Genomic DNA, 11,856 nt, shown 5'->3' with positions numbered 1-11,856 from the left:
GGCGTTGAAATCCATAGTAAGCGGGAGGCTGGCACCTGAGTAAATAACTGATTAGTAGCTTTTTTACTCTATTATATGAAACATTTTCCCGGAATGTTGGCAACTACCCTAAGTACTATCAGGTGATCTTAGCCCCTTCACAGGCTGAATTAGCCCATATTGGTAGTGACCTCCAGAAGTTACAGGCGTTCACCAGGACCACGATGGAGGAGTATGCGGCCAATTTTGGAAAGGGGATAGAAAGCAAAGATTTGGTATGGTTTGCCAAGATCGAGCACAGCCGCAACTTCGATTACACCGACCGGGCGGTACAGTTGGGCGAGCAGCCGAAGGGTATCGCCAAGACCGGTGACCAAACCCATATCCACGTCATTGTGAGCCGGACGGAGAACCTACGGGAGTACGTGGAAGGGAAGAAAAACGAGCTGCACGAGCGTAAGAACCCCTACCACCTTAGCCCCCTGACCAACCATAAAGCCACGACCAAAGGGCCGGTTATTGGCGGTTTTGAACGCAACAGCTTCAGCCAGCGCACCGAGCAGAGCTTTGACCAGGCGTTTAATTACGAGCGGAAGTTAACTGAATCGTTCCGGTTCTTGCACTGCATGAAGTACGGCGACGAGCAGGCCAAAGGGGAGATGCAGCAGCAGGCCGCCGAGCAAGCTCAGAAACGCGCTCAGAGCCGCGAACAGAGCCAAGGGGTAGAAATGGACCAGCAACCTGGCAAAACGCTTGAAAACGAGTTTGCCGACGATTTACGGGCTGTTTTAAGCAAAGCCTACCAGCAGAAGGACGTGAACGATTTAGGCGCAGCCCTGGCCACCGCGCAGGCCGAGCGAGAGCGCCAACGAGTGATCGAGGAGCAGAAGGCCGAGGAAGCCCGTAAACTGGCCTTAGAAGCGACCAAATTAGCCGAGCAGGAAAAGATCGACCGACAACTGAAAATCGAACAGGAACCCCGAAACGCCCCCAGGATTAGCCGGGGCCTTAGCCGATGAGCGAGAATAAATTTTTGAGGAATCTAAGCCAGCAGAATAACCCCTCACCCACTTCCAACGGTCGGGCGGTCGAACCGATACCACCCCAGCCAGTTCGACGGACTACTGATGTCCCCACGGAGTACGACCCCATCAAACGCCTGACGGATGAATTGAGCCGCCACAGCCGGGCCATCGAGGGACTCAACACCCGGATTGATCGCCTGGAGGGGCGACCCCAGGCGGCCACCCAAACGGAGGTACAGGCGTTGCTGCACGAGGCCCAGGAGGGCGTTAGTTACACCATGGACAGCGACGAGATAGCCGGGTTTTTGCTGCCTAAATTGACGAAGGGAATGCCCAGCGCAGCCCAGATCAGGACCGCAGCCGACGCGGGAGCCAGCACGATCACAGCCGCCGGAAACGCCGCAGCCGCTCAGATTGAACGGGCCGGATCAGCAGCGTCCGAGCGCATTCGGTGGGCCAGTCAGAGTAAAGCCGATGTCTTCGCGGGCCGGGTTGGGTTCACCTCGTGGCAGTCGGCAGCGGTGGTCTTTTTAGGGTTTGCCCTGCTGATCGTGGGCGTGTACTGGTTGAACAGTGACCGGGAAGCGGCCTTAGCACAAGCCCGATCGGAAACGCAGGGCGTACGCGAGTTTACCAATTGGGTAAAGGCCCAGCCGGAGGGTAAGCGACTGTATGATCGCTACTATAATCCCTGAGCCATTCAGCACGAGCCTGGCCTAACCAGTTTTTTAGGCATCCCCACCCCTAATCACCCTAAAACCAGTTGTCTGTTTATGACAAAACAAGATGTAATTAACCAAGTCAGTGCGAAAACCGGCCTTGACTCCCTAACTAGCCGGTCAGTAATCGAATCCTTTTTTGAGGTTGTTAAAGAGGCGTTGATCGATGGTGAACCCATTTATGTCCGCACGTTTGGGAGCTTCATTCTCAAGCAGCGGGCTTCAAAAATAGCGCGTAACATCAGCCAGAATACGGCGGTTAAGATTGCGGCTCATACGATTCCATCCTTTAAACCTAGTCGTGAATTTACCGACCAGGTCAGGGCGCAGGAGATACCCTTTTCCACCAAGAAAGCGAAAGCGTAATCCTTAGAAAAGGGCGGTGACATGCTGTGTCACCACCTGACCAGCCCCGTTTTTTCTTCCCTTTTCAACCCTTGAAATATAGGGTAGCTAACACATTTTTAGGCTAATGGATTGCCCTTAGGGTCGCTTTGCCGTTTCGTACAAAATCCGTCACTTGGGCGGCACCAAATTTATAACAACTTGATTGTCAATTGAATTGGTCCAGAAAGCTGGGTTCATAAAATAAAAACTAGAATAGTTAGTGGACCTATTTTCTGACCCTATTTTTTGAGTTATTTCGATCATTCAAATCGTTAGTTGCCTGTGGTTCAGAAAGGTGTGACTTTTTGAACCACAGGCAATTGAAAGCCGCTGAGTCGATCAAATCAGTCAAGTGACGGATTTTGTACGAAACGGCAAACACACCCCCCTTAGCTGGGGGGGCAGGCATTTCGCCTAACAGGAGCGAATCAGACCGGTTTAAACCGGTCTGATTGCGAAATGCGTTAATCAATGATCACTCATGTGCAGTGAGTCAGGTTCCAATCGGCGACTAATTTATCCACTATCTTCAGTAACGAGCCTAAGTTCAGCGGCTTAACCAAATAGTCATTAGCCCCCAAATCATACGCCTGTTGTCGGTGGAACCCATCATCCGAAGTCGTTAGAATCACAATCGGCGTTGCCCGGTATGTTTCCACCTGTCGCAGGGCTTCCAGGGCTTCCAGCCCATTGAGCCGGGGCATATTCAAATCGAGAATGATCAGACAGGGATGCAGGGGGGATTCAGCCAAGGCACTCAATAAATCGATACCGTCAACCGCGAACACAATAACGGACTGGGGACTTTGTTGCTGAAAGGCTAAACGAAGTAAAAAACGGTCATCTTCGTCATCATCGGCGATAAAGACGCAATAAGGGGGCGAATCTTCCATTGGCGGGTTAATTGCAGTTACGGTGGTGTTATACCTAACCCGAAAGATAGAATTTTTTGTCAAATAATGTTTCGTTCTGGTTGGTTGGCTTCCCTATCTGATAGCCCGCGCTTCTCATTCGCCTTATAATCAAAAACTTAAACATTCGACGCTGTTGATTTGTATATTTTGAATTTGCATGGAATTATGGACAACGACTACTCAACGGACGGTACGACGCCCCAGCCGCTACGCATTTTTTTGGCTGATGACGACGACGACGACAGTTTACTGTTTGAACTGACTCTTCGTCAACACGTCCCCAACTGCGAGTTTCACCGATTTGACAATGGTCTCTCCCTGCTGGCCGCTTTGGAAACCGCCTCTACCCGCCCGGATGCCATATTCTTAGATATAAACATGCCCCGGCTGAACGGCGCAGAAACTTACCACCACCTGCAGCAGTATCCGGATTGGTCAGCGATCCCAACCGTAGTGTTAACCGGTTTGGAAGACCGGGAGCAGTTGACTAAGCATTACCACATAAACTATGACCAGTGGCGCCAAAAGCCAAGTACGATTCTTGAGTTAGCAAAAATCATTATCGAGCAGCTACCTGAAACAAAACGAGTGCTTAGCCACTAATTACAGGTAAAGTACAACGCCCGGCTTACTCATACAGAGTAGCCGGGCGTTGTACTATTCCGAGGGGTGTTTTATAAATATTTATTATGTTAAGGGAATATTCTAAGAAATAGGAAGTCAAGTAGCCTGCTTTAAGGCTACTTCAAAATCAACCTTTTCCTGATTTTGCTGATCTAGTAAACGCCACCAGCTCTCTCGATTAATAACCCTAAATTCCATAATATCCGAAGCTTGTTGGAATAGAAGAGCGGCAATTTGACGAGACCTTAACTGGCTTACATGTAGGTTATTCCTCTCCTGCTTGTGCCTTCGACCTAACACGTGTCTACGGTCTATTTCAGCGGAATAAAAGGTTTTTCGTTCTTGGTAATGGCGTTGCCAAAGGCTCAATCGCTGTTGCGCCAGTTCATAGAGGGAAATCATCGACCAGAGAGTTTTAGCTTCACGGCTTGAAAACACTATTCGCTCAAGCCAGTTTATAATAAGCTGATTTACTCGACATTATAATTATTGCACCCACGCCTTATCAAGGGTGTGGGTGTTTTTTTATGGGTAATTAGACTTACCTTTCCCTTCATATGACTCCGTAGCTTAGTTGGTAGAGCAATTGATATTAATCAATAGACGATAGTTCAAGTCTGTCCGGAGTCGCTTTTGTCCAACTATATCAGTCCCATTTTAATTGTTTACAAGCCTTGGAAAACGCCTCAATTGTCTGGATTGTGGATGATGACAATGATGACCAGATGATGATTGAAATGGCCTTTAAAGAGGTTGTTTTTCCTCTAGTGATCAAGCAGTTGTCCGATGGAGACGAGTTATTGCCTCAGTTAGAAGAGGCCCCTTCACTACCCAAATTGATTCTACTGGATTTGAATATGCAACGTAAAAATGGGTTTGATGTCTTAGCCGAATTACGGAGCATACCGGCTTATCGAAAATTACCTGTTGTCGTTTTAACGACTTCCGACAATGAAGCTGATAAACGGAAGTCATTAGCCTTGGGAGCCAACGATTTTTTGACCAAACCCTCTTCCATAAAAGCGGTCATTCATATGCTCAGACGGCTGGTTTCAGACTGGAACCTGAATTAGATAACCGGAAAAATCTATGATAATCATATGATTATCAATTGCACATGAGATAGCATGGGGTTTTATTAGTAACTGGCCAAAGAATTACTCTAAGCGTTTTGGGTCTGTATCCAGTACCCGTTTGACGCAAAAATCGGGTACGTTGATTTCCGGTATAAGTTTTTGATACAAGTTTAAGCGCAATTTTCATCAACTCATTGGTCTTTTTAGACTGTACCGGAAAATCCTCCTTTTTGTAAACTGCTGATTATCAGCAAAAATGTACATCGAATTTCCTTAGAGTAATTCTTTGTCCAGTTACTAAAAGAAGCCCAGCATGGAACCACCTTCTGCCGAAACGTCCACCTTGGATCATCAGGCATTTATGGCCTTTTATGATCTCTATGCGCCTAAACTTTGGGGACTTATTTTAGGAGCCAATTTGCCCGTACCACAGGCAGAAGCTATCCTACTCAGCACGTTAACAAAGGCCTGGCAACAGTTCGGCCCGCATATACTTAAGCAAAAATACTTACTTACTCAATTACTTAGTATAGCTTGTCGAGAGGGGCTACCCGTCGAGTGCTTATGAGCCATTCTGAAATCGAAATTGTGACAGTACACCACGGATTCTCAGGCATAGAGTACCCTTACTGATATGACAAAAAAACGTAAGGGGGGTACCAAGGGCAAACTCAAGCTGCATCAGCAGTCCGCTTTTTGTCCCGTTCAGCGGCATAAGCTAACGTTTCAGCTATGGTCATGTACGGCCCCGGATGGTTGGCCCAATGTGCCCCTGACTCATACATTTCTTGCTCCGTCAGGTTGTTTTTAATTACGGCGATCACCTTGGGAGCGGTAGCCGCAGCCGCTTTCTTATTGGGGTTTCGGGGTGAGTTGAGCATAGCGATTTCGTTCATTTTGGCTAGCTGGTCGGCAACTAATGGGTCAGAATTGCGGTCCTACTCAACCCGACAGGGCTTTCTTATGAAAGTAGCAAGGAGCAGTTAGCCATACCTTTATGGTTCTCTAGACTACAAAACCATGACTGCCGCTCCCTACCAGGCTAAAACTACGACTTTTTTTCAACTCCTGACCCAATTTCCCACCCTCGATGGCCGTGATAATAGAGGTAAAGTGCATTCTATCGCATTGGGGTCCCTCTGCCGAATCGTACATAAATCCTCACCGAGTCACTAGCCTGTATAACTAAGAATACTTGCAGGTCGTTAGGGTACATTTCATTCAAACGGTCGATTGATTGAAAAGGGTAGGCTCAAGAAAACTTCGCTTTAATCGCTCCAAAAAACGTTTCACGTTGCCGTTCGCGTAATCAAATTTCACGTATAGAACCCTCTCAACAGATTTAATGAAATCAGGAGATGCTAAAAACAGGTCATGAGGATTTATGTACGATTCGGCAATGTGACCCTACTTCGTCCGAATTCCAGTCTTTAAAGATTGTTTCCTCCTTACGGACTTCAACTGTCACAACTGAATCTACCTGTAGATGTCCAACCGGTTCTTTCCTGTGCTATCCCGATTGCTATTTTGCCATCCTTAGTCCACTAACGGGCCGCAGGCTCGATATTGAGGTTGAGTTGGAAGAGGTTTCCCGGGTCGTAGCGGCGCTTCACTTCCTGGAGGCGCAGGAAAGCGCTTTCGGTGAATGCAGTAGCTACCTCTGCCTGCTTGTCGCCGCGCAAATAGTTATAGTACAGCTCGCCGGTGAGCACGGGAGCCAAGTGGTCGAACATGTCGGCGATGCCCTGCTTGACTTGCTCCCAGCCACTTTTTTCGGGCATGCCAATGGCGTGCAGCATAAAGGGTGCCGTGGGCGTGCGTGAGGCCTGGTCGGGCCGCGGGCCAGCTACCGCCGGCGTGAGGTGGCCGCCCAGCTGGGCGACTTCCAATTGGAAGAGGGGCGGAAATTTCGATTGCCCAATTTCGACTAGCCGCGCCATGGCCTCGTCGCTCAGTTCACGCAGAAAGGTGGCCTGGTTGTAGGTCGCCGCGTGCGATTCGTGGGAGGCCGGGTCCAGCGCCGCGACCTTCGGATAAGGCATGGTCTTTACCTGGTCAAGGGCCGGCTCGCCAAATACGTCCAGCGAGGCGCGCACCTGCGCCTGGGTGGCGGGGTCGGCGTGGCACAGCCCGACCACGCAGGCGGTTTTGCCGCGAATGGAATCCGGGAACTGCGCCTCGTCAGGCACGCTCACCAGCCGGAACACGCTGCTGGTGGCCGGGGCGAGCGTGGCGGCCCAGTCGCGGTAGCGGCGGAGGACCTCGGTCACGCGCGCCAGCGGGTACCAGCGCAGGCCGGCCAGCACGTCATCAGGCTCCGAGAGCAGCTCCAATTCTAGCTCGACTACTACGCCCAAGTTGCCGCCGCCGCCGCGCAGGGCCCAGAGCAGGTCCGGGTGCTCGGTAGCGCTGGCGTGTACCACTTCGCCCGAGGCCAGCACCACGGTTGCCCCGACCACGTATTCGCAGGCTTCGCCGTACTTGCGCACCAGCCAGCCGATGCCCCCGCCCAGCGTGTAGCCAATGACGCCCACGCTATCGACCTGCCCCGAGGGACCCACCAGGCCGTGCGGCTGGGTTTTGGCTAGCAATTCCTTCCAACTGATGCCTGCCCCGACCCGCACCCGGCGGGCGGCCACGTTCAGGTCAAGCGTGGTGAGCTTGTTAAGCTTCAGCAGCAGCCCGCCGTCGCAGGCTTTGGTGATACCGTGGCCGGTAGCCTGCACCCCCAGTGGCAGGGAGTGAGTGCGGGCGTAGGTAATGGCCAGCACTACATCGTCGGTAATAGCGGCCTCCACAATCAGGGCCGGGTGCTGGTCGATGATGCGCAGCCACGGCGCTCTGGCCTCGTCGTAGCCGGCATCGCTCGGCTGTAGCAGCGCCCCGGTGAGGGCAGCTTGCAAGGCATCGATGGAAGCAGGGGTAGTCATAGGGTGAGGGGAATTAGTAAGAAATCGGGTGATGGGCGTTTAGCCTGCAAGCGCTTGTCGCCCGGCGGCAGGAACAGCGCTAAAAATCCGCTTAGGTCAAGAAGCTTGTCCAGCCAGTTCCTGCAAGTACTGGCGGAGGGAGCGCGGCGGCCGGCCGAGGATGGCTTCCAGCACGAGCGCATTGCCGCCCGCAAAACCGTACTGGTTGTAATGCGTGAACATGGCCAGCATCCCCTCGTGCTGGGGACCGGGCGGCAGGCCCATTTGCGCTACCCCCTGCTCGGGCGACACTTCGCCGGCCATCACCGGCTGCCCGAGCACCTCACTGAGCAGGGCAGCAAGTTGCGGTCGGTCGAGTAAGCCGGGCGCACTTAGCTCGAACGTGCCGTAGCGCAACCGGTCGGTGGTAAAGGCCAGGGCAGCTACTTCGGCCACGTCGCGGTAATCGACGTAGCAAACCTTGGCCTGGCTCGAATAAGGCATCACCAATTGCCCGCTGGTGCGCGCCTGATGCACGCTGTCGGCCAAGTTTTGCATAAACATGGCCGGCTGGAGCACCGTAAATTCCAACTCCGATTCATAAAGCGCTGCCTCAACCGGGCGCTTGGCGGCATGATTGCTTAGCGGCAGTGAGGGATGCATAACACTGGAAAACACCAGCTTGCGCACACCCGCAGCCTGGGCCGCCGCTACCATTCGCTCTCCCATAGCCGCCTCGTCGGGTGCGAAGACTGGTCCGAGGTGAAACGCCCCGTCCACGCCCCGGACGGCGGCTGCCAGGCTAGCCGCGTCGCGCAAGTCGCCCACTGCAATTTCGGCGGCTCCCAACTGCCGGGCACCCGTAGCCTGGTCGGGCTGGCGCACCAGGGCGCGTACTTCTACTCCCTGGGCTACCAGGGCGGACACTACTAGATGAGCATAGTGGCCCGTGGCACCTACTACAAGCACTTTCATGAGATACTTCGCGTTATTAAAAAAGTCGAAAAAGGTCAGGTATGCCTCCTGCTATGCAACTGCCGGTTCGCGGTTGGGAGTGAGACGCTATTGCTCATTAAATCTATCAGTTAACCCCTGCCTCACACCACACCCGGCGGGCGCATCAGAAGCAGGGTTGGTCAACTCATAAGTTTCAGCAGTAGGCCGCCGTTGCGGGCTTTAGCGCTGCCGGGGCTTATTTGCGTTGTTTAGCCGCTTCGATATCCAAGACCTCTTGTAAAGTCATGTAAGGTCCTTCATGAGTGGCCCATCGTTCGCCGGACTCCTTCATTTCCTGTTCGGTCATACCGTTTTTAATCACGGCCACCATTTTAGGCGTCGGGGATTGAGTCGGCTTCCTATTCGGGTTTTTGGGTGTTTTGAGCATAACGTTCTCGTTCTTTTCGGCTGGCTGGCCTGCAACTGATGGGCCGAATTTGACCATTTCTGACCACAAAAGCAACGTACAAGATCCGATTTAGGTTGCTTCGGGCGACGACCTTATATCGTTGTTCTCCATGATCGTCTACCCGGTCTGGCAGCGGTGCGAATGCTGGATCTGAAAACAAGCTTTCCACTTCATCGGTCGTATTGGCTCTTATGGGATAATCATCCACGATGTGGCCCTTGTTGCCTGCGTCCCACTGAAAATCAGGCATCTATTTGGTGGTTTTTTCTTTCCCTTTTGGTTCCTTCAAGCCGAGCCGGGTGAGCAGGTAGCCCGCTACGTTCTTCTCGACCTTGACCTTACCCGTTTGCAGCTCGTAAGCAAACTTATTGACCTCCTGCACCAGATCGGCCGAATTCATGATCTGATTGACCACATCGGCCCGCTTGATATTCCACTTCTCCAGTAGTAGCCGGGCGTTCTGGTGCTGTGCATCCGACACGCCCACCGGAGCCACCCCCGCCTTGATAGGTCCGTCTTTCAGTGGTAAGACTACGGCCAAAGGCTGTGCCTTGACGGTGAAAGTAACGCTGTTGAAGCTACGGCCCCGTTTTTGAAGGGTATAGCCGATCTCTAAATCAGTGTGCCGGTTGATCTGCTTAACTGACTCATCAAGCACGAACTTCTTAAACATTGAAATGGGTTTGTACTGCTCATTGCCCTTGTCATCGAGTAGAGACAGCATCTTTTTGAACTCGTCCAAGCTAAAGGTCTGAGTCTGCCCTTTGTCTTTCCACTGACTGCATAAAGCGTAGATCCGCTTGGCGTACTTACTGCCCAGACGCAGAGCTGCATAGAGTTGAAAGGAGGTAAAATTATCTTTTAGATCGAACAGGTAAGGCTTAATTGGGTTAGCAAACTCAATTTCAATCCGCCCTTCTCCGATCATGTACTCGACCCGTTGAAACATCCAGAGTTGTTTGAGACTTTTGGCTGTCGAGATTTCAAACATACGGCTACCCATCTCCTCGGTGGCTTTTCGTAAATAACCATACTTATATTCTTTGCTCGTCATGGCGGACAAATCCTTAACTACAATCTCATAAACACCATCCGTCTTGTCCTTTCTAAGCATCGAAAGTAGGTACAAGAATATATCTAATTGTAATTCTGAGTACTCATAACGCGCTGTCGTAATGGCATTATGTTGGCGGACTTGCAACTCATTATTCATTGATCTTTAGACGTTTATCTTTTTACAAAGAAGATGCCAGTGCTTAGACTTGCATCTTCTTTGTAAAAATAAAATAAATAAAGAAATAATTTATAATTAGTCTTTCTTTTCACGGACTAAACCTTTCTTTTAGACGGACTAAACCTTTCTTTTCACGGACTAAACCTTTCTTTTCACGGACTAAACCTTTCTTTTCACGGACTAAACCTTTCTTTTCGCTATATATAGGATAACAAATAAAACAAATACCTCAAATAACACAAAGATTGTGTTGCAAAAAAAAACGGCATTTAGGGTGGCTGACGCAAACCAGCAGGGCTGACGCAGGAAAATATTAAAGGGAAAAGGAGAAAACAGAAAAAAACAAAAACACCAAAAAATCAAGAGGGCAGGAGGGGGCAAACTACATATTTAGTTTATACTGTTCCACGGATTGTACTATTCTAATATAATCAAACCCTACGAATTTTAACCAATGACGACGGGAAAAGAAAAAAGTACTTGTTTCTCCCCTGTCATCTATCCTGGCCGCAGCTTGATATACTGGCTATGCTGGCCATGACTCGATTTGCGAATCTACTGTATTGTTCTGACCTTCCCTTTATCAACGTTTGCCATCCGGTTTGTGGAGCGCGAAGCGGTCTTATTTAAGAGCGAGACGGAACGCTATTCCGCTACGCTACATACCGTTCTTCTCGCCCTACGGGTTTAGTAATCAATATGTTATATTTAAAAGTGAAATTTTTTAGTAATATAATTTGTACACATTTTTACTAATTAATTGGTTTTCAGTTGGTAACTGTATAAACTTGTCCCATATGAGCGACCGAAAAAGTCTATCTGTCAGCGTAGGTACTCACCAACAGTTAGAGCGGTTAGGCACGGCATTAGGCCTTTCCCACAAAGATTTGATTGCCGTTATGGTGCAATATTTCACCGTTACCAAGATTGATCCCCGTGATACGAAGGCTGATACGCCCGACGTAGCCTTGAAGAAAATGGCCCAAAAAGTAGATACCTTAGATAAACGCCTGATTGGATTTATCCGAGAGCAGGAGAAAGAGCTATTGAAGCCTATCCTGTCCGAAGTGCGGGCCATGCGGACCCAGATCGGGCAAGGCGAGAGCAGCAACGTCATTACACCGGAGCACTTAGAGGAGCAGCTAACGGGTGTGGTGGGAGCTGTTCAGACCCTGATGCGGCTTTCGTTCCGTACGGCTCTGGTGGATAATGCCCTACGCCCGGAGTACAGGCAGCAGACCGACGAACTGATTCAGCAACAGGACAATCCCACCCAGTGATGATGACTAAAATAGGAGCAGGCGGGGCAGGCAGTTGTGGGGGACTGGTCGAGTACTTAGAGAAAGAAAACAAGCTCAAGCCCGAGCAGCAGGCTGAGTTCTGGTTCAGCCAGAGCCGGGAGCAGTTGGCTGGCCACGAGGTCGTGGCCCAGATCGACCACAACAAGCGTAATTTAGGCCGGGAAGATGCTAAGTAGGGTAGTTGCCAACATTCCGGGAAAATGTTTCATTAGGTACAACTATAACGTTGATTGTCAATAGGTTATACACTGCCCGTGATCTCAAAGTTGAGCAACTTTTCCAA

Annotated in this window: 15 protein-coding genes and 1 tRNA gene; 8 read left to right on the top strand and 8 right to left on the bottom strand. The window is 50.6% G+C overall.

Translation table 11 applies throughout. From position 1 onward, the window contains the following. The first annotated feature begins 47 nt into the window (after nt 1-47). The 3 genes from FH603_RS26785 (at nt 48) to FH603_RS26775 (ending at nt 2,089) form a co-directional block, all read left to right on the top strand. Nucleotides 48-998: a DUF5712 family protein gene (locus tag FH603_RS26785; RefSeq protein ID WP_222439564.1), complete on the top strand. Its 951-nt coding sequence runs from the start codon at nt 48-50 to the stop codon at nt 996-998. Then, nucleotides 995-1,699: a hypothetical protein gene (locus tag FH603_RS26780; RefSeq protein WP_186742183.1), complete on the top strand. Its 705-nt coding sequence runs from the start codon at nt 995-997 to the stop codon at nt 1,697-1,699. Before FH603_RS26785 ends, FH603_RS26780 begins: the two co-directional genes overlap by 4 nt. Before the next feature lie 78 nt (nt 1,700-1,777). After that, the gene (locus tag FH603_RS26775) at nt 1,778-2,089 is read left to right on the top strand and encodes an HU family DNA-binding protein (RefSeq protein ID WP_186742182.1); all 312 of its coding nucleotides are present in this window, start codon (nt 1,778-1,780) and stop codon (nt 2,087-2,089) included. A gap of 500 nt (nt 2,090-2,589) precedes the next feature. Here the strand turns inward: FH603_RS26775 and FH603_RS26770 are convergent, their stop codons facing one another. Beyond that, entirely contained in the window at nt 2,590-3,003 is a 414-nt protein-coding gene (locus FH603_RS26770; RefSeq protein WP_186742181.1) for a response regulator, read from the bottom strand. Between the two features lie 186 nt (nt 3,004-3,189). Here FH603_RS26770 and FH603_RS26765 point away from each other — a divergent pair, with 186 nt between their 5' ends. Next, entirely contained in the window at nt 3,190-3,627 is a 438-nt protein-coding gene (locus FH603_RS26765; RefSeq protein ID WP_186742180.1) for a response regulator, read from the top strand. A gap of 117 nt (nt 3,628-3,744) precedes the next feature. Here FH603_RS26765 and FH603_RS26760 read toward each other — a convergent pair whose 3' ends face one another. Further along, the gene (locus FH603_RS26760) at nt 3,745-4,050 is read right to left on the bottom strand and encodes a hypothetical protein (protein WP_186742179.1); all 306 of its coding nucleotides are present in this window, start codon (nt 4,048-4,050) and stop codon (nt 3,745-3,747) included. Between the two features lie 157 nt (nt 4,051-4,207). Here FH603_RS26760 and FH603_RS26755 point away from each other — a divergent pair. Both FH603_RS26755 and FH603_RS26750 read left to right on the top strand, forming a co-directional pair. Next, nucleotides 4,208-4,278: transfer RNA gene (locus FH603_RS26755), tRNA-OTHER, on the top strand. A gap of 44 nt (nt 4,279-4,322) precedes the next feature. After that, complete coding sequence (locus FH603_RS26750) at nt 4,323-4,721, top strand: response regulator (RefSeq protein ID WP_186742177.1); 399 nt, start codon at nt 4,323-4,325, stop codon at nt 4,719-4,721. Nucleotides 4,722-5,395: 674 nt separating this feature from the next. Here the strand turns inward: FH603_RS26750 and FH603_RS26745 are convergent. The 6 genes from FH603_RS26745 to FH603_RS26720 all read right to left on the bottom strand — a co-directional run bounded on the left by FH603_RS26745 (nt 5,396) and on the right by FH603_RS26720 (nt 10,251). Beyond that, nucleotides 5,396-5,620 (bottom strand): hypothetical protein, encoded by a 225-nt coding sequence (locus FH603_RS26745; RefSeq protein WP_235985628.1) that lies wholly within the window; start codon nt 5,618-5,620, stop codon nt 5,396-5,398. 648 nt (nt 5,621-6,268) lie between these two features. Then, a complete protein-coding gene (locus tag FH603_RS26740) occupies nt 6,269-7,654 on the bottom strand; it encodes an FAD-binding oxidoreductase (RefSeq protein ID WP_186742175.1) in 1,386 nt (461 codons plus the stop codon). Between the two features lie 96 nt (nt 7,655-7,750). Then, the gene (locus tag FH603_RS26735) at nt 7,751-8,608 is read right to left on the bottom strand and encodes an SDR family oxidoreductase (RefSeq protein ID WP_186742173.1); all 858 of its coding nucleotides are present in this window, start codon (nt 8,606-8,608) and stop codon (nt 7,751-7,753) included. Nucleotides 8,609-8,825: 217 nt separating this feature from the next. Next, complete coding sequence (locus FH603_RS26730; RefSeq protein ID WP_186742171.1) at nt 8,826-9,017, bottom strand: hypothetical protein; 192 nt, start codon at nt 9,015-9,017, stop codon at nt 8,826-8,828. Beyond that, on the bottom strand, nt 8,989-9,288 hold the full coding sequence (locus tag FH603_RS26725; RefSeq protein WP_186742169.1) for a BrnT family toxin: 300 nt from the start codon (nt 9,286-9,288) through the stop codon (nt 8,989-8,991). Before FH603_RS26725 ends, FH603_RS26730 begins: the two co-directional genes overlap by 29 nt. Further along, on the bottom strand, nt 9,289-10,251 hold the full coding sequence (locus FH603_RS26720; RefSeq protein WP_186742167.1) for a replication initiation protein: 963 nt from the start codon (nt 10,249-10,251) through the stop codon (nt 9,289-9,291). It abuts the gene before it with no gap. An 818-nt stretch (nt 10,252-11,069) separates the two neighbouring features. Between FH603_RS26720 and FH603_RS26715 the strand changes: the two genes are divergently transcribed. Together FH603_RS26715 and FH603_RS26710 are read left to right on the top strand one after the other, a co-directional pair. Beyond that, nucleotides 11,070-11,552, top strand: a complete 483-nt coding sequence (locus FH603_RS26715) for a BfmA/BtgA family mobilization protein (protein WP_186742164.1) — start codon at nt 11,070-11,072, stop codon at nt 11,550-11,552. Then, complete coding sequence (locus tag FH603_RS26710; RefSeq protein ID WP_235985627.1) at nt 11,552-11,749, top strand: DUF5712 family protein; 198 nt, start codon at nt 11,552-11,554, stop codon at nt 11,747-11,749. Before FH603_RS26715 ends, FH603_RS26710 begins: the two co-directional genes overlap by 1 nt. Nucleotides 11,750-11,856: the final 107 nt, after the last annotated feature.

The sequence above is a fragment of the Spirosoma utsteinense genome (assembly GCF_014282275.1).
GTDB lineage: Bacteria > Bacteroidota > Bacteroidia > Cytophagales > Spirosomataceae > Spirosoma > Spirosoma utsteinense.
Note: the sequence above shows the minus strand (reverse complement) of the source record. Positions and strands in the feature narration are given on the sequence as shown.